The sequence below is a fragment of the Vibrio sp. 10N.286.48.B8 genome, assembly GCF_003050085.1.
Taxonomy (GTDB): domain Bacteria; phylum Pseudomonadota; class Gammaproteobacteria; order Enterobacterales; family Vibrionaceae; genus Vibrio; species Vibrio crassostreae.
Genome location: NZ_PIGD01000025.1, coordinates 44,244 through 62,975, shown reverse-complemented (window position 1 = coordinate 62,975; position 18,732 = coordinate 44,244). Strand labels below are relative to the sequence as shown.

At 43.4% G+C, this 18,732-nt stretch carries 13 protein-coding genes, 1 rRNA gene, 1 pseudogene and 1 other annotated feature; of the genes and pseudogenes, 9 read left to right on the top strand and 6 right to left on the bottom strand.

Going from position 1 to position 18,732, the window contains the following annotated elements:
* From CWO08_RS21305 to rluD, 4 genes and pseudogenes are all read right to left on the bottom strand, one after another.
* Window positions 1-453, bottom strand: a 16S ribosomal RNA gene (locus CWO08_RS21305); the annotation flags it as partial.
* Window positions 454-1,037: 584 nt separating this feature from the next.
* Window positions 1,038-3,009: pseudogene (locus CWO08_RS21295) on the bottom strand (Clp protease N-terminal domain-containing protein).
* A gap of 142 nt (window positions 3,010-3,151) precedes the next feature.
* Window positions 3,152-3,892: a peptidoglycan editing factor PgeF gene (gene pgeF / locus CWO08_RS21290; RefSeq protein WP_019820954.1), complete on the bottom strand. Its 741-nt coding sequence runs from the start codon at window positions 3,890-3,892 to the stop codon at window positions 3,152-3,154.
* A 1-nt stretch (window position 3,893) separates the two neighbouring features.
* A complete protein-coding gene (gene rluD / locus CWO08_RS21285) occupies window positions 3,894-4,868 on the bottom strand; it encodes a 23S rRNA pseudouridine(1911/1915/1917) synthase RluD (RefSeq protein WP_019820953.1) in 975 nt (324 codons plus the stop codon).
* A gap of 137 nt (window positions 4,869-5,005) precedes the next feature.
* On the opposite strand from rluD, the gene CWO08_RS21280 reads away from it, so the two are divergent.
* The 6 genes from CWO08_RS21280 to yjjX all read left to right on the top strand — a co-directional run bounded on the left by CWO08_RS21280 (window position 5,006) and on the right by yjjX (window position 12,676).
* On the top strand, window positions 5,006-5,734 hold the full coding sequence (locus CWO08_RS21280) for an outer membrane protein assembly factor BamD (protein WP_102432231.1): 729 nt from the start codon (window positions 5,006-5,008) through the stop codon (window positions 5,732-5,734).
* 138 nt (window positions 5,735-5,872) lie between these two features.
* The gene (locus CWO08_RS21275; protein WP_375071327.1) at window positions 5,873-7,297 is read left to right on the top strand and encodes a transporter substrate-binding domain-containing protein; all 1,425 of its coding nucleotides are present in this window, start codon (window positions 5,873-5,875) and stop codon (window positions 7,295-7,297) included.
* A 427-nt stretch (window positions 7,298-7,724) separates the two neighbouring features.
* Window positions 7,725-8,060, top strand: a complete 336-nt coding sequence (gene hpf / locus CWO08_RS21270; RefSeq protein ID WP_004735034.1) for a ribosome hibernation-promoting factor, HPF/YfiA family — start codon at window positions 7,725-7,727, stop codon at window positions 8,058-8,060.
* 110 nt (window positions 8,061-8,170) lie between these two features.
* Window positions 8,171-8,292: a sequence feature (Phe leader region), on the top strand.
* Between the two features lie 12 nt (window positions 8,293-8,304).
* On the top strand, window positions 8,305-9,480 hold the full coding sequence (gene pheA / locus CWO08_RS21265; RefSeq protein WP_019820950.1) for a prephenate dehydratase: 1,176 nt from the start codon (window positions 8,305-8,307) through the stop codon (window positions 9,478-9,480).
* 333 nt (window positions 9,481-9,813) lie between these two features.
* On the top strand, window positions 9,814-12,192 hold the full coding sequence (locus CWO08_RS21260; protein WP_108021042.1) for a bifunctional diguanylate cyclase/phosphodiesterase: 2,379 nt from the start codon (window positions 9,814-9,816) through the stop codon (window positions 12,190-12,192).
* Window positions 12,155-12,676 (top strand): inosine/xanthosine triphosphatase, encoded by a 522-nt coding sequence (yjjX, locus tag CWO08_RS21255; protein ID WP_108021041.1) that lies wholly within the window; start codon window positions 12,155-12,157, stop codon window positions 12,674-12,676. The genes CWO08_RS21260 and yjjX overlap by 38 nt, the downstream gene beginning before the upstream one ends.
* Before the next feature lie 105 nt (window positions 12,677-12,781).
* Here yjjX and trpR read toward each other — a convergent pair whose 3' ends face one another.
* Together trpR and sltY are read right to left on the bottom strand one after the other, a co-directional pair.
* Window positions 12,782-13,075: a trp operon repressor gene (trpR, locus tag CWO08_RS21250; RefSeq protein WP_048658080.1), complete on the bottom strand. Its 294-nt coding sequence runs from the start codon at window positions 13,073-13,075 to the stop codon at window positions 12,782-12,784.
* 172 nt (window positions 13,076-13,247) lie between these two features.
* The gene (sltY, locus tag CWO08_RS21245) at window positions 13,248-15,197 is read right to left on the bottom strand and encodes a murein transglycosylase (protein ID WP_108021040.1); all 1,950 of its coding nucleotides are present in this window, start codon (window positions 15,195-15,197) and stop codon (window positions 13,248-13,250) included.
* Window positions 15,198-15,460: 263 nt separating this feature from the next.
* On the opposite strand from sltY, the gene ettA reads away from it, so the two are divergent.
* The 3 genes from ettA (at window position 15,461) to CWO08_RS21230 (ending at window position 18,647) form a co-directional block, all read left to right on the top strand.
* On the top strand, window positions 15,461-17,128 hold the full coding sequence (gene ettA / locus CWO08_RS21240; RefSeq protein WP_108021039.1) for an energy-dependent translational throttle protein EttA: 1,668 nt from the start codon (window positions 15,461-15,463) through the stop codon (window positions 17,126-17,128).
* Window positions 17,129-17,218: 90 nt separating this feature from the next.
* Entirely contained in the window at window positions 17,219-17,587 is a 369-nt protein-coding gene (locus CWO08_RS21235; protein WP_048658078.1) for a PilZ domain-containing protein, read from the top strand.
* 49 nt (window positions 17,588-17,636) lie between these two features.
* Complete coding sequence (locus CWO08_RS21230; RefSeq protein ID WP_102479053.1) at window positions 17,637-18,647, top strand: M23 family metallopeptidase; 1,011 nt, start codon at window positions 17,637-17,639, stop codon at window positions 18,645-18,647.
* Window positions 18,648-18,732 lie beyond the last annotated feature (85 nt).

The window sequence follows — 18,732 nt, the reverse complement described above, 5'->3', positions numbered from 1 at the left end:
ACTGAAAGTACTTTACAACCCGAAGGCCTTCTTCATACACGCGGCATGGCTGCATCAGGCTTTCGCCCATTGTGCAATATTCCCCACTGCTGCCTCCCGTAGGAGTCTGGACCGTGTCTCAGTTCCAGTGTGGCTGATCATCCTCTCAGACCAGCTAGGGATCGTCGCCTTGGTGAGCCATTACCTCACCAACTAGCTAATCCCACCTAGGCATATCTTGACGCGAGAGGCCCGAAGGTCCCCCTCTTTGGCCCGTAGGCATTATGCGGTATTAGCCATCGTTTCCAATGGTTATCCCCCACATCAAGGCAATTTCCTAGGCATTACTCACCCGTCCGCCGCTCGACGCCCATTAACGCACCCGAAGGATTGTTAGTGTCGTTTCCGCTCGACTTGCATGTGTTAGGCCTGCCGCCAGCGTTCAATCTGAGCCATGATCAAACTCTTCAATTTAAGATTTTGTCGGCTCAATGAATACTGACTTCAAAACTACAAAAAGTAATTCTAAAGCTATTATCTTTCCAACAGAAAGATAATGAATTGACTGTGCCAAATACCTTCTTTCTACAAGAGAAAGTAGTTATTTGTATTGGTCACTCAGTTCATTGAAACCAAAGTTGATTCCGAAGAATCTGTTTTATCTAACGATAAAACGTTTTGATATTCATCAACGAGTGCCCACACAGATTGATAGGTTTAAATTGTTAAAGAGCTTTACTTGTTGAGCGTTCCTTTTAATAAGGAGCCTCTCGAAGTGGACGGCCATTCTAGCGAATTGGGTTCCAGTGTCAAACACTTTTTCCAGCTAATTTTTCAAAGCATCTTAAATGCTTATCACCGTCTCGTCATTCAGTTCAAACCGCTTGGTTATCCTTGGCAACGGAGGCGCATTATAGAGAGAATAATCCTTTGCACAAGGCCAAAAACGAAAAAAAACCGCCACCGGCGACCGTTCGAACACTATTCACACAAAGCGTTCAAAATAGGTACGATTACACCTTGATTTTGGCCAATCGTATCTACAATTCTTACTTAAACTACTGGTGAGCAATAATGCGGTCGTTGTTTACTAATAGTTGTACTTTTTTATCTGGATTAATTTTTCCTGCCAATATTGCTTTCGCTAAAGGGTTCTCGACACTTTGTTGAATCGCTCTTTTCAAAGGTCGTGCACCATATACTGGGTCAAAACCGACTTGAGAAATTAACTTGAGTGCTTTATCCGAGACTTCAAGCTCATAACCATTGTCTTCCATTCGCTTCTTGAGGTGCTCAAGCTGAATAGCGGCTATCGATTGAAACACGCTTGTGCAGAAAACCTTCCATTTTAAGAAGCTTCTCTTTCTCAGCCTCTAGCATTTTAGAAACAGGGATACCTGTTTGCTTCGATAGTACGTCTGCAATTTCTGCATCCGTGACCTTATTACGTAGTAAGGTCATCTCTTGCATCTCAGCTTGAGTCGCAAGATCTAACTGCTTCTCTAATTCTGGGATTCGACCATATTGCAATTCAGACATTCGGTTAAGATCACCAGCACGTCTTGCAAAATCCATATCCATGCGAGCTTGTTCTAACTCGGACTTGATGTGTTGTGTGCCAGAAAGTGCGGCTTTCTCTGCATTCCACACTTCTTCGAGCTCTGCGAAATCTCGTTCTTTATCAGAAAGCTCTTCTTGTAGTGTTCGAAGGCGTTTTTCACTGGCTTCGTCATTCTCATTAGTAAGAGCTTGCTGCTCGATCTTTAACTGAATGATCTTACGCTCGAGCTTATCTAGTGACTCAGGTTTTGAGTCGATCTGCATACGAATACTCGAAGCCGCTTCATCAATCAGATCAATCGCCTTATCTGGCAACTGACGGTCAGAAACGTATCGATGAGATAAGGTTGCCGCTGCGACAATCGCTGGGTCGGTAATTTCTACATGATGGTGAAGTTCATAGCGCTCTTTCAAACCGCGGAGAATTGCGACTGTGTCTTCCACGGTTGGCTCATCGACTATCACTTTTTGGAATCGACGCTCTAACGCGGGATCTTTCTCTATATACTGGCGATATTCATCGAGTGTCGTTGCACCTACACAGTGAAGTTCACCACGAGCCAATGCTGGTTTCAGCATATTACCCGCATCCATAGAGCCTTCACCCTTGCCCGCACCTACCATGGTGTGAATTTCATCGATGAAGAGAATGATGTTGCCCTCTTCTTTTGATAATTCGTTAAGAACTGATTTCAAACGTTCTTCAAATTCACCACGATATTTAGCACCGGCAATCAAAGAGCCCATATCTAACGAAAGTACACGTCGGCCTCTCAAACCTTCCGGCACTTCATTGTTGATAATACGCTGCGCTAAACCTTCGACTATCGCTGTTTTACCGACACCAGGTTCACCGATAATGACAGGGTTATTCTTAGTACGGCGTTGAAGTACTTGGATAGTGCGACGAATTTCGTCATCTCGGCCAATTACCGGATCAAGCTTGCCTTGCTCTGCTCTTTCCGTCAGATCAATGGTGAACTTCTCTAGCGCTTGACGTCTGTCTTCCGCATTCGGATCATCGACCTTTTGGCCGCCACGAACTTGTTCAATTGCTTGAGATAATTTTTGCTCGGTAAGACCTAGCTCTTTAAGTAGGTTTCCTAAAGGGCCTTTGTCTTCAATGGCAGCAAGTAGGAATACTTCTGAAGATATGTAACTGTCTTGACGCTTTTGCGCGACCTTATCACATAGATTAAACAGCGTTCCCATCGCATTCGATAGCTGAACGTCACCACCAATGCCACTGACTTTAGGCACTCGGTCTAATATTTCGCTCAATTTAGAACGTAATTGAACCACATCAATATTCAGCATGGTGAGCAATGGACGAATTGCACTACCATCTTGATTCAGCAAAGACACCATTAGGTGTACAGGTTCTATATATTGGTGATCACGACCTAATGCGAGTGACTGAGCATCAGATATCGCAATTTGGAATTTACTAGTGAATCGATCGAGACGCATGCCAACCTTCCTACTCTTAGATATGTTTATCTTATGCTTAGAAGATGGATACGGTAACGCGGATTTTCAAGGGATAAGAATGAAGAATAGAGTTTATATGAAAATATAAATGGGCTGGATGGCTAGTTGCACTAGCTAAAGATTACTCTAACCAAATAAAAGTAGCTTGGCGTCCCGTAATGCCATCACGACGATAAGAATAGAACGCATCCGCATCAGCGAAGGTGCATAGATTGGAGTCTATCACAGAAGTTACATCAACTTTGTTCAGTCGTTGCGTTGCAAGCTGAGACATATTCGCTAGCCATTTACCCTGTTCAGGCTTGGCTTTAAATGCAAGCTTAGCTTGAGGGTCAAAGCTAACAAACGCTTCCAACACATCATCGCCGACTTCAAAGGCTTGTTTGCCTATTGCAGGCCCAAGCCAAGCAATGATCTTATTCTCTGAATCTAGTTTCGAAAACTTTGCGACGGCATTTTCAAGAATTCCACCAGCAAGACCACGCCAACCAGCATGAACGGCAGCAACTTGAGTGCCTTTCGTATCAGTAAGGATTACAGGTAAACAATCAGCTGTCATCGCAGAACAAACAACACCTTTAGCAGTGGTAAATGCACCGTCAGCATCAAGAATATCCGCCGTAGGTTGTAAAACCGTAACAACATCTGTTGAATGGGTTTGATTTAGCCATACCGGAGTTGCCGGCATGTTCGCTTGCTGCTTAAGCCAAGTTCTATTGTTTTCAACAAGCGAAGCATCATCCCCAACATGCGTACCTAGGTTTAATCCTTGATACGCACCAGTAGAAAAGCCACCTACACGTGTCGACGCAAATGCCTTCACGTTATTGGGTGCATTCCAGTTAGGGATGATCAACGACATATTAAATGTCTTCTTCTTTATTTTCGCGAGCATCAACACGTAACGCTTCAGCCATCACAACCATGTCATTTGGCACAGGAGCGTGGAACTCAACTTCTTCACCTGTAATTGGGTGAACAAATTTAAGCATGACTGCGTGCAGTGCTTGGCGGTCAAAAGAACGAATCATTGTTGTTAGTTCTTCAGATGCACCTTTTGGAATACGAGCACGGCCACCGTATGCAACATCACCTAGCAGCGGGTGCTGAAGGTATGACATGTGAACACGGATTTGGTGAGTACGACCCGTTTCTAGGCGTAGACGAATACGAGTATGCTCGCGGAAGTGCTCAGCAACACGGTAGTGAGTTACCGCTGGCTTTCCTAATTCATTTACGTCCATTAAGGTACGCTTAGTTGCATGACGGCTAATGCCTTTCTCTACAACACCACCAGCGGTCATTTTACCAATTGCAATTGCTTCATATTCACGAGTAATACGACGCTTAGCAAGAGCACGCACAAGACGAGTTTGAGCTGGAACCGTTTTAGCCACAACCATAAGGCCTGTTGTGTCTTTATCAAGACGGTGCACAATACCTGCACGAGGCACTTCTGCAATCTGTGGGTAATGGAAAAGCAATGCGTTTAGTATGGTTCCATCCGGTGTGCCTGCGCCTGGGTGTACAACCAGATCGCGAGGCTTATTGATAACCAATAAGTCATCATCTTCGTAGACAATGTCTAGAGGAATATCTTGTGCTTCCCAGCGTTCTTCATCTGCAAGTTCAGCTTGCAAGATGATCTCTTCACCGCCCAAAACCTTAACGCGCGGCTTAGTAATAACTTCGCCATCCACTTGGATTTTGCCGTCAAGAAGCCACTCTTTAATGCGAGAGCGAGAAAAATCGGTAAATAGTTCAGCGACAGCTTGGTCTAAACGTTGACCTAACTGGCTGCTTTTTACTGTGTCTGTTAATGTGATCTGCTGAGCCATATCGAACTTTTTTAAAAACCGTGAGACTAATACCCATTAGTATGGATAAAATAGAATAATTGCATCATTGTATCTGTTACTGGTTAGAAAGTAACGGAAGCTTACGAAATATTTAATTCAAGGAATCGACGCCTGACATGAAACACCTTACTTTATCGGGTCTATTAGCCGTATCACTCTTGGTTGGTTGTTCAAGTAGTGAAGAGATAGTGCCAGATGTACCGCCATCGGTTCTCTACTCTGACGCTCAAGAATCACTACAGAGCGGTAGCTGGCTTTCAGCAATAGAAAAGCTAGAAGCCCTAGACTCACGTTACCCATTCGGCGCCTATTCTGAGCAAGTACAGCTCGATCTGATTTACGCTTACTACAAAAATGATGACTTGGCACTTGGCCTTGCTACCATTTCACGTTTCCTACGTTTGAACCCAACTCATGAGAAACAAGACTGGGTTCTTTACATGCGCGGCTTAACGCACATGGCGCAAGACCGAAACTTCATGCACGATATTTTCAATATCGACCGTAGTGACCGAGACCCTGAGCCAGTGAAACTCGCTTTTGCAGATTTCAAGCGACTACTCGAACGTTTCCCTAGCAGCCCTTATGCTGAAGATGCACAAAAACGCATGTTCGCACTTAAGAACCGCCTAGCAGAATATGACTTAGCAACTGCGGACTTCTACCTACGTCGCGAAGCGTGGATTGCTGCTATTAACAGAACACAAGAGTTGCAAAAGACTTACCCAGATACCGTTGCTGCGCGTAAATCTTTAGAGATTCAGCTAGAAGCTTATAAACAACTAGGCCTAGATGATGCTGTGTTAAGAACTGAAAAGTTGATTGAGTTAAACCCACTACCTTAATCAACTTCTTACATCTCAACCCAAAAAGCGCGCTAGTTTACTAGCGCGTTTTTTTTGACCACATATCGCAAACTTGATGAATCGCATAATACACGGTATCTTCAAAAGATAACTTTTAACAAAACATCAACATGGAGTGTGGGTGTGAGTAGGTTGTTATTATTTATCTGGATATCGCTATTTAGCCAATTATCCTACGCATTAGAACTGTCCCCATTAAGCAATAAGCCTTACATGGGTGATTTGGATGTGCTCAAAACCAAAGGAACGGTTAGAGTGCTCGTATCTGCCGATCTTGGTTTCTATTACATCGAGGATGGTAAGCCAAAAGGCATCGTGGCAGAAATGCTCTACCACTTTGAAAAAAGTCTTCGTAAAAAACACCCCTACCTCAATGTTCAAATCATCCCCGTACAACGAGATGATCTACTTCCCTCTTTAGAATCTGGCTATGGTGATGTCGCTGTCGCGAACCTAACGATCACCGACAAACGATTACGAACCATCGATTTTTCAGATCCGATGATTAAAGATGGTAAAGAACTCATTATCACAGGGAAAAAGGCCGAACCTATCACCGAAATCAAGCAATTGAGCGGCAAAGAGGTGTGGATACGTGCAAGCTCGAGTTACTTCGAGAGTGTACAAAGAATCAATAAAGAGCTTAACAAATTAGGTTTACCACCACTGCATGTCCACTTCATTGAAGAATCACTGCAAGACTACGAGCTGATAGAGTTGGTTAACCAAGGTTATATTCAGGGCACAATTCTGGACAGCCACAAAGCAAAGCTCTGGATAGATGTAATGGAAAACATTCAAGTGCATCATGATTTGCCCTTACGTGAAAATGGCCAAATAGCATGGGCATTGAGAAAAAACAGCCCTCAGTTAAAGAAAGAGATAAACAAATACGTCAAGACTGCACGAACAGGTACCCTACTTGGAAATGTTATCTATCAGAAATACATCGACAACACTCGCTGGTTAGGTCGAGCACTCAACCCAAATAAAATAGACCGAGTGGCTAAGCTGTCAGATGTCTTTGAAAAGTATTCGAGTAAATACGAATTCGACCCTTTGATGATGTCTGCACAAGGTTTCCAAGAGTCTGGGTTGGATCAAAGCAGAGTTTCTCATCGTGGGGCTATTGGTGTGATGCAGGTATTACCAAGTACCGCCAAAGATAAAAACGTCAACATAAAGAACATCCATAAGGTGGATAACAATATCCATGCGGGTGTGAAATACATGCGTTTTATCAAAGACCGATATTTTGACGACCCGGCAATATCACCCGACAATCAAATCTACTTTACCTTGGCTTCTTACAACGCAGGTCCCGCTAAGATCAGAAAGATGAGGCGCCTTGCTAAGCAGAAAGGCTACAACCCAAACATCTGGTTTAAAAACGTAGAAATCATCACTCGCAAGTACGTGAGTAAAGAACCCGTAACCTATGTTGCCAACATCAATCGCTACTTCGTAATCTATAAACAATTACAAGCTATCAATGCCATCCGAGAAGACGGCACAGCGAGATTACTGAACACTAACGATTAGGATCGCCTCAATCAATCCCCAGCTGGAGAGCTAAAGGGGATTAGGTAAGTCTAAAAACACAAAAGCCGCATAAGAAGACTTATGCGGCTTTTGCTTATCTAATTCAGAAGAAGCTTGCGTAGCTATCTATGTCACGAGAGCTACATCACAAAATACTATTGAGCAAATTTCAATCAAGCACTTTCTATAAGCTGTAGGACGCCCCTAAAAACTGGTTTAATTTTTAGCGAAGCCTTGCCTCCAAGTTATCGTTTTCCATAAGGATAACAAGCATTTTCCGCCAAAAAGATACTAAGACTTGCGTGAGATCACATTTGATTTTAATGCTCACTCCATCCAACCAAAACAAGATCTATATCACATTCTTTATTCCTAAAAGTCGTAATCTGAAGTTAACCCATGAGGGATACAACAGAGGAAAACTTCTATGAAAATGAACATCACTGGTAAAAACATCGACATTACCTCTGCAATCCGTGATCACATAGAAAGCAAATTTAAAAAGCTGGATAAATGGCAAGTAGACATCATTGGCTGCCAAGCGAGCTTTAGCGAAGAACCAAACAAGAAGAAGAAGTTTGAAGCGGTACTAACCGTACCAAAAGGCCAACTTGTTGCTTCATCAATCCATGATGACCTCTACGTAGCTATCAACGAAGTAGAACAAAAACTAGAGCGTCAACTCAACAAGCTACGCCATAAACCAGAAGCGCGCCGCGCTGAAAAGCCTGAAATCGAAGAGCTAGAAGCTGAAGTAGAATAAGGAAAGAGAACAGATTAAAAAATAGCGCCTCAGGGCGCTATTTTTTTGCTTGACGCTCGTAGCTCGCTTGCTTATTGTGTTTAAACATTCATAAAACAATCACTTTTTATGCACACTCAATCTTTGTTTATTTTTGACTTCTTTTTTCTTCCGTAAATCGGAGGCTAAGTCGTTTTAGAAAAACAAGTCAAAAACGAACAAGAAGCCTCCCACACTAGGGAGGCTTTTTTATAAGGACACATTTATGACTGACAGCTCAATTTCACTGGATGATATCCGCCTTCGTCTTAATGATTTAGACGACGAACTCCTGAAGTTACTTTCGGAGCGTCGCAAGCTAAGTATCGAAGTTGCTAAAAGCAAGGTAGAGACATCAAAACCAGTTCGTGATGCAGTACGAGAGCAACAACTATTAGTTAAGCTGATCAACAATGGCAAAGATAAATACGAACTTGATGCGCAATACATTACCAAGCTGTTTCACACCATCATCGAAGACTCCGTTTTACTGCAGCAGTCATACTTACAAAATCTAGCGAACCCGCAAAGTCGTAAACCATTGGCTCGCGTTGCATTCTTGGGTTCTAAGGGATCGTACTCTCACCTTGCGAGTCGCGAATACTTCAGCCGTAAGAATATGGAGTTGATTGAGTTAAACTGTAATCACTTCAAAGAAGTAGCCTCTACGGTAGAATCTGGCCATGCCGACTACGGTGTACTACCTATTGAAAACACCAGTTCAGGTTCGATTAACGAAGTGTATGACCTACTTCAACACACAACGCTTTACATTGTTGGTGAGCTTTCTCAACCAATCGAACACTGCCTAGTGGCGAAAAGTGATATCCGTTTAGAAGACATCAAAACGCTTTACTCGCACCCACAACCACATCAGCAGTGCAGCGAGTTCTTGAGCCGTCTTAAAGATGTAACCCTTGAGTCTTGTGCCAGCACAGCTGACGCCATGAAGAAGGTGAAAGATCTGGACGGTGATGATGTTGCTGCAATTGGTAATGCGTCTAGCGGCAAGCTTTATGGACTTCAGCCAATTCAAGGCAACATTGCAAACCAAACAGAGAACCACACACGTTTCATCGTGGTAGCTCGTAAGCCTGTTGAAGTGTCAACTCAAATACCTGCAAAAACGACGCTCATCATGTCGACTTCTCAAGAAGCAGGTTCTTTGGTCGAGACACTACTGATTCTGCAACGCTTGGGTATCAACATGACCAAGCTAGAGTCTCGTCCTATTATGGGTAACCCTTGGGAAGAGATGTTCTATGTCGATTTAGAAGCACATCTGGATTCAGATAATATGCAGCAAGCAATCACTGAATTAACAGCCATAACTCGTCACCTGAAAGTGTTAGGTTGCTACCCAAGTGAGAATATCAAAGCGACTCAAGTTAAGTTGTCATAGCTGAGAGGGAGTATCAGCTTTTAGCTAACATAAGTATTTGGCCTACAGTAGGCCAAATACTTAAATCACCATTTAGTCGAATACTATTCGGTCTAAGAACACTTACCCTAGCATGCCTAAAACACAATTCACTTGTTTCGCACATTCGGCACGCTTCTCCCCTCCACTGCTTAAGTATTTCTAACAAAAAACCCATTAGTGGCTTTTTTATCAATAAAGACAAAACCTTACACCCTTCACAGGAAATCATCGAACTACGTGTAATTAATAGCGAGTAAGCATTAAGTAACATAAACTTACGCGCTTAAATTATAAATAGTGTTGTCATTAACTATGAAGCTAAGTACTAAAATCTTACTACTGATAACCCCTGTGATACTGATCAGTACCGCGGCTTCTAGCTATATTATTTATTCGACGCAAAAAAGCAGCTTCATCAAACGCGAAGACAACGCACTTCAGCTCAACATGGAAAAACTAGCGGGATACTTTCGTCAATCTCGTTCGTTTCTCAATAGCTACTCTTACACCTTGACCCAAAGCGATATGGTGAAAGGTTATTTTCTCACTGACCAAAATCTATCTCGCGATCTTGAACTGGTTAGTAACTTTCGAGAAGCTATAGATTTCCTGCAAGATGACGATGAGAGCTATACGGGTTTAGCACTTCTTAATGCTGACCGAAAACTGCGTTACTACGCAGATAATAGCAACGACTCACGCACTCAAATTGACAGTAAGATATTGGAGTATGTTGACCAGCACTATCAAGACACCCTAGCAACATCGAGTACCAACTATATTCAAAACTCCCAAGGCGAAGGGATGTTGGTTCACTATGAAAAGGTAGATAGAAAAGCGATTTTTCCAACCGAAAGTAATCAACCAAGCGATGTATTCTTTGTTGTTGTATCTGTTTCTCTCGACAAGTTTAATGCGCTTAGAAAACAGATAGAGTTCGACTACCAAACCAGCTTGTTTTTCACATCCATAGCGATTTCTTTGGAAAATGATGTCACCCATTCAGTCAAGCTGGCTCCAGAACTATACGCCACGGTCGATCCGGCGCAATTCCTGTTGGAAAACAAGCTCGATTCCATATGGAACAAGCTGAGTTTGTCGTTTGCACTGTCTGCGTTTGTGACTGTCGCTTTACTACTCATACTTCTGTCTCGCACTGTGATTACTCCGATAACACGGCTTGATCGACAACTACAGCAAGTAGAAAAAAAACAACGGAAGAACATTGAACGCTTAGGCACTCGAGATGAGCTTGGCCGACTATCACAGCGTTTTTATGACATGTACCAAGAGCTAGATAACACCTACCAACAAACCAAGCTCTTGGCCGAGAATGATCAGTTAACCCAAATCGCCAACAGGCATCAGTTTCAAACCTTCGTTCAGCAATCGTTGCCAAAACCGAGTTCAAATACCGAAACTTGGGTTCTCTACTTTGATTTGGATAACTTCAAGTTTGTGAACGATAAATATGGGCATCAAATCGGCGACTCGATTCTGGTCTCTTTTGCTCAGCGTATTTCAGATATTTGTCGCCACTATCAAACGGAGTTCGATGCTCATTGCATGCCAGCCCGACTTTCTGGTGACGAATTCGTTGTCTACATTAACGCTCCTAGTCACCGAGGAAATGTCGCGCATCGATTTTCGAGTGATTTACTGACTCCCTTACAAAAAGGGTTTATCACCGAATCAGGAAGCTTTCCGATCACGGTCAGTATTGGTATTGCGACCTACCCTAATGATGGCGATTCAATCGAGAAGCTACTGTCGAACGCGGATACCGCAATGTATCAAGCCAAGCGTGCAGGCAAAAACCAATTTGCTGACTATTCACGGGATTTAGACAAAGCGATTCAACGCCAAGCAAACATTGAACGTGCGCTTAGAGACAAGAATTTTGATGAAGAGTTTAGACTCGTTTATATGCCCTATATGGATTCAACCGGCGCGCATATTATTGGGGTTGAGGTACTATTACGCTGGGACTCGAAACTGTTGGGAGTAGTTCCGCCCGATGAATTCATTCCAATTGCCGAGCAAACTGGGTTATTCGAGCAAGTTGATCGTTGGGTAATTCAGAATGCGTTTGCTTCTTTTTACCGACTTCAGGCTCAATTTGACCACTCAATTCAGCTGTCGATTAACTTATCTTCTGCTGGGATTGAAACCACACACCTTGCCGATTTCATTAAAAAACACGCAAAAATCAATCATATTCCACCAAGTTTGATTGATTTTGAAATTACCGAGACCTTTTATTCGAATTCGGAAGGCTTTCCGTTGCTCAACGAATTGGCGGGGATGGGCTATCGATTAGCAATTGATGACTTTGGTTCCGGTTATACCTCTATCACTCAACTGGTGCAGTATCCAACTCAAAAAATTAAATTAGATAAAGCGTTTTTGGATACCTTGATTGAGACCGATAACCAGAACATCGTAAAACCTGTGATTGGACTATGTCATGCTCAGGGGAAAAAGGTCACCGCCGAAGGGATTGAAACTCAAGGCATGCACCAGTGGTTACAGGATGCGCAGTGCGATATGCTGCAAGGCTATTACTTTGGTAAACCTATGCCATTAGAAGAGTTGAGTGACTGGTACCAACAACATCAACTCAATCTACTCGACAACAAAAAGAATCCGACACATGAAATCTGTAATCATCGCATCGCTGAACCCAGCTAAAATTAACGCCGTTAAAAGTGCGTTCTTATCTGCTTTTCCTGATACTGAATTTGATTTCAAAGGCATCAGCGTCCCTAGTGGCGTTGCCGATCAACCGATGAGTAATGATGAAACCTATCAAGTGGCAGTGAACCGCGTGCACAACGCAACGCAAGCGCAGCCCTATGCTGACTTTTATGTTGGTCTAGAAGCAGGAATAGAAAAAAACGTCACCTTTGCTTGGATGGTTATCGAAGCGAATGGTCAACGTGGAGAGTCTCGTTCAGCGAGCCTTATGTTGCCACCAGCCGTGCTTGATAAGTTAGAGCATGCAAACGAGCTCGGAGATGTAATGGATGAAGTGTTTGGTACCGATAATATCAAACAGAAAGGTGGAGCAATTGGCCTACTGACACATAATCAACTGTCTCGCAGTTCAGTGTATCATCAGGCTTTAATTTTAGCGCTGATCCCATTTTTGAACCCTGAGCACTTTCCTGTTTAGTGCTTCGTTAAACTTAGAAAGGTTCTGAAAACAATCTTCAGAAACAAAAAACGCTAACAGTTAGTTAGCGTTTTTTATCGAACTCTTACTTTAACAACTTAGTGACTATTTGAGTAGTAGATCCGCAATCACGGCTTTCTCTTGTTCCGATTTTGCCTTTAGCTCATTCGAACCTCTGGTTATCGTCGCTACGCCTACTCCCAGCATTTGACTCACCTGTCGTTGAGACAGATCGCCTTTCATCAACTCACAGAAGATATTAATTCGAGCAACCAGAGCATCTCGCTCGTCTGGTGTCATCATCATGGTCAACAACAGTTCGTGCTGATCTTTTTCGACAGCCGTCTTTACCAAGTCCATCAGTTGTTGCCAATTATCATATTCAGGTTGTGATGCCATATCTCTACACTTACTTTTAAATTCTGACTTTAAAGAGTCGCTTAACAATTGAAAGCGTTTAACACTTTATACCGAAACACTTGATGCGATCCAATGTAAAAAGGCAGTAAGTGGAAATGGTTCGCACTCACTGCCTTTATTCTTACTCAGTTTCGGGCCAAATGCCGAAGCCTTAGTATTTCATTTTTGCTTCATGGGTAGCTAAAAATGTCCCTTTCTCACCCAAGATATCTCGATAGTAGGTCTCAAACATCAAGATATTCTGAACGTAGCCCCGAGTCTCTTTGAATGGGATCATTTCAATAAATGCAAAAGCATCGAGTTTTTCATCGCTGCGTGAACGCCATTGTTTAACACGGCTAGGACCTGCATTATAAGCGGCAAAAGCAAAGATACGGTTGTCATCATATTGAGCTAATAAGCCATCTAAGTAGTGGCTACCAATCTCAATGTTCTTGCCGACATCATAAAGATCATCGCTGCCCTGATACTTAATTTTATGTTTGTTAGCCGTGTATTGCGCCGTCTTCGGCATAATTTGCATGATTCCACGCGCGCCAACAGGGGAGCGAGCCTCTGAATCCATCGCACTCTCTTGTCTTGCTAAAGACATCAAGGTGATTGGGTCAATATCATGTTTTTCTGCATAGAAGTTAAACCACCACTTATGAGCAACAGGGAAACGTAATGCAATGTTGTCCCACATCTTCGCTGAGATACTCGCCGTCACGGTAAAGTGATTCCAACGTTGCGTCGCAGCATGAGCCGCAAGCATCGCTTTTGGGTCTTTGTCTACGTTGCTTAGTAACCAACTCCACTCACTCTTCGCTGCTGCAATTTTATCTCGGTCAATCAGCTCACCAATACGCACCAAAGAGGTGTCGAATGGCTTGACTGTTTCAGCATTGTATTTAAGTGTCGATGTTGGGTATTCGACAGACTTACCTAACTGCTTAGCCGCAGCTACACTGTAGAAATTACGCTGACCCAAGATATCTGACAATCGCTTATTTCCTTTGTCAGTATCGCCCGTCGCGATTTCAGCTCTGCCCTGCCAATATTGCCAACGAAGCGAAGCCTGATGCTTGTCATCCAAGCGCGCTATCCACTCTTTCAAACCCGTCCAATCGGCATGTTGAATCGCTAAGCGAGCACGTCGTTCGAGCAGAACTTGCTTTGATGAACTCGCGAGCATCTGGTCTCGCCACGCCATCAACTCTTCAGAATCGGTGTTAATCAAACGAAACGTTAGGTAATCAGCAAGCTCTTGAGACTTCTCTTTCGAGAACTTTTGAGCCTTGATGACGTCATCAAACACCTCTTGAGCGCTGCTTGATGACTTCCTTGCTAACTTCTCGAAAGCAAACTCGGTTTGCGCTTGGTAGAATTCATTTGCTGGGTGCTTGTTAGCAAATTCGAGCACGTTTTCAGGCTTGTTGTACAACGCCTTCATCTGCTTAGCTTGAGCAATTGAATCATCATGATCCAATTGCTTGATCAGGTAGCTCATCAGCTTGCCGTTACGGCCTTCAAACGCTAATAACATTCTATCTAGGATGAGTTCATCCGTTCTTAAACCGGCTTGATCCCAACTTTTAAATAAAGGGTCACAGGCATCATCAACACCACTGCCACTCAACCAAAGCTGTTTCGCCCCTTTAAAGGCGAGCTCTTTGTTACCTTGCTCGTAATGCGCTCGATAATAGATGCATTGATATTTTTCACCGACAGGCTCTTTAGTTTGAAATTCAAGGATGGTCTTCCACTGTTTTTGAGAAGCCAATGAATCCAGGTAAGGTGCGCGCATTCGATTAGAAAATGGCAGTGCCTTATTCTCTTCAATGAAAGCATCCACCTCAGCAGGTGTGCGTTCACCTAAGCCAATCAGAAAGGCTCGATAATCGGTGTAAGGTGTTAAAGGGTATGTTTGAATTTTGTTGCGCAGCGCGGAGTAAGCTTTTAGATCACGGTTGTCTAAAACCTCTTGCGCTCTATCATAAACATCACGCTGCATTTCAAGCTCAGAGGCGTTGCTAGCCATAGCCATCGGAGCCAGTGAAAATGAAGACAAAATTGCTGATGCAGCCACAGCAATTTTCGTATTACCAATGCGGAAAAACATTCGCTCTTTCCTTAGTGCGTGTATGAATACGTGAAGTCTATTTACGCCCGACATCACATCAAATGTAAAGGATTTGAGTGTAAATACTATTAATATTTAACACTTCGCCTCAGAAGCTTATTAAATATAGTTTTAATGACCAATGTGACAATAATAGGTAAGGATTAGTTCAAGAATGGCTTTTCTGACCTAGGAGTAACATCTTTAGGGATATTGGTATAAAATAGCAGACAATTTTGAACAATAATTAGGATCGATCGGCAATGGCTGAATACGTATATACCATGTCTCGGGTGAGCAAAACTGTTCCACCTAAGCGTCAAATTCTTAAAGACATTTCTCTTAGCTTTTTTCCTGGCGCTAAAATCGGTGTTTTGGGTCTAAATGGTTCAGGTAAATCTACCCTACTACGTATCATGGCTGGTATTGATACTGATATTGATGGTGAAGCTCGTGCACAGCAAGGCCTTAAAGTAGGTTACCTACCGCAAGAACCTGTACTAGACGAATCAAAAACCGTTCGTGAGATCGTAGAAGAAGCGGTTTCTGACGTTGCTGACGCACTTAAGCGTATCGATGCAGTCTACGCAGCTTACGCAGAACCGGATGCAGACTTCGATGCACTAGCAAAAGAGCAAGGCGAACTAGAAGCACTGATTCAAGCAAAAGACGGCCACAACCTAGAAACAGCTCTAGAGCGTGCTGCTGACGCACTTCGTCTTCCTGAGTGGGATGCGAAAATTGAATTCCTATCAGGTGGTGAGCGTCGTCGTGTTGCTATCTGTCGTCTACTTCTTGAAAAGCCAGACATGCTGCTTCTTGATGAACCAACCAACCACTTGGATGCCGAATCAGTAGCATGGCTTGAGCACTTCCTAGTCGATTACAGCGGTACTGTTGTGGCGATTACCCACGACCGTTACTTCCTAGACAACGCTGCAGGCTGGATTCTAGAACTTGACCGTGGTGAAGGTATCCCATGGGAAGGTAACTACACGTCTTGGCTAGAGCAAAAAGACGAGCGCCTTAAGCAAGAAAAAGCGGGCGAAAGCGCACGTCAAAAGACAATCGAGAAAGAACTTGAATGGGTTCGTCAAAACCCTAAAGGCCGTCAAGCTAAGTCTAAAGCTCGTATGGCTCGTTTTGAAGAACTGACTACTGGCCAATACCAGAAGCGTAACGAAACCAACGAACTGTTCATCCCGCCAGGTGAGCGTTTAGGTGACAAAGTTCTTGAAGTGAACAACCTGACTAAGTCGTTTGGTGACCGCGTTCTTATCGACGACCTATCGTTCAGCATGCCTAAGGGCGCTATCGTCGGTATCGTTGGTGCCAACGGTGCAGGTAAATCAACACTATTCAAGATGCTAAGCGGTGCAGAACAGCCAGATTCAGGTTCAGTTGTACTAGGTGAGACTGTAAAGCTTGCTTCTGTTGATCAGTTCCGTGACAGCATGGACGACACTAAGACAGTATTCCAAGAGATCTCTGAAGGAGCTGATATCATTAAGATCAACAACTTCGAAATCCCTGCGCGTGCTTACTGTTCTCGTTTCAACTTTAAAGGCAACGACCAACAGAAGATCATCGGTGAGCTTTCTGGTGGTGAACGTAACCGTGTTCACTTAGCTAAACTGCTAAAAGCGGGCGGTAACGTACTGTTACTCGATGAACCGACCAACGACCTTGACGTTGAAACGCTACGTGCTCTTGAAGAAGCACTGCTTGAATTCCCTGGCTGTGCAATGGTTATCTCGCATGACCGTTGGTTCCTTGACCGTATTGCGACCCATATCTTAGACTACCGTGATGAAGGTCAAGTTAACTTCTACGAAGGTAACTATACTGAGTACACTGAGTGGCTTAAGCTGACTCTGGGCGCTCAAGCGGCAGAACCGCACCGCATCAAGTACAAGCGTATCGCTAAGTAAATAAGCTTGTATTTTGAACAAAGGCCGCGATAATAGCGGCCTTTGATATATCTGGCTTACGTGTTATGCATCGATATAGAGAGATTACTTATGGTTGAAAGACGTCAATTTTCACGAGTTATTTATCAAGTCCCGACTGAGATCTCACAAGGGCAAGTAAATGTATCAGGCTCAGTGCAAGACTTATCACTCCATGGTTTACTCATTCAATGCAATGAATCAAAACAACTTAGCCATGATATCCCCGTTCAAGTGAGCTTTAAGCTCGAAAGCAGTGATATCAATATTCAGTTAGAAGCAACGATAGTCTCTACCATCAATACCTCAATGCGTTTACGCATAGAGCATTTAGATATTGATAGTATTAGCCACCTTAAGCGCCTTGTGGAGCTTAACGTTGGTGACGATGAACTGCTTTATAGAGAGATTGAACACCTTACCGATTTAGGTAGAGAGTGACATCTCCATTACCCTTTTTCTATTAGAAGCATTTAGTTAATACAGAACCATGTCTAAAAAACTATCCATTACTATTCCCTCTAGCCAGGGGGAACAGACGTTTTACTTCGGCCGTAAAGCCGTACTCATGTGCACTACTGCCATTTTTTCAGTACCGCTATTGATTGGCGGAGCGGCGTACATGCACTTCGAGAGTAAACAAGAACTCGCGATGCAAGCAGGTGACGCACAAGAGTTGATTGAAACTCTGATTGTTGAAAAAGAGCAAACTGAGTTTCTTTATGCTGAGCAAGTAGAAACCAACCATTCGCTATCGCAAACACTGACTGAGAAAGAAGGCACGATTCAACTGCTTGGTAAGCGTGTATTCGATGTGGAATCAGTACTTGGTCTTGCTGATGAAGAGCTGCTTACCGATGATGCATCTTTAGAAGATCGTATTGATGCGGCTGCAGTCGATTCAGCAGTAAGAGCCACGATGTTCCGTTTGATTCCAAACGACAGCCCGATGGCTTATCAACGTATCTCTTCTTCTTATGGTAGCCGCACTAACCCTATTTCAGGTAAACGCCACGTACATACTGGTATCGATCTAACGTGTAAGCGTGGTGAAGATATTGTGGCGCCCGCAGATGGAGTCATTGAAACAGTACGCCCAAGTAAAAAAGGCTTCGGCAACTTTATCACTATGCGTCACTCGTTTGGTTTCATGAGTTCTTATGCGCACCTACAGAAGTTCAAGGTACGTAGCGGTCAGTTTGTAAGTAAAGGCGATGTCATTGCGAGCTGTGGTAATTCAGGTAACTCAACCGGCCCACACTTGCATTATGAAGTACGCTTCCTTGGCCGTTCGTTGAACCCTCAATACTTGATGGATTGGACACCGGAAAACTTCAACTACGTATTCGAAAAAGAGAAAAAGGTTAAGTGGGGCCCACTGGTTCAGCTGATTGATAATGTGGTTCGTTTGCAGATCAACCTGACTAACGTGCCTTACATTAGCTCAACCATCGACACCGTATCGAGTGAAGATAGTAAGAAACCTATTACGACTAACTAGACACAGCTAACTAGAACCTGTTGATTTGGCCTATGATGATCTAATTGCATTTAGCCTACAGTAGGCCAAATGCTTTCATAGCGTT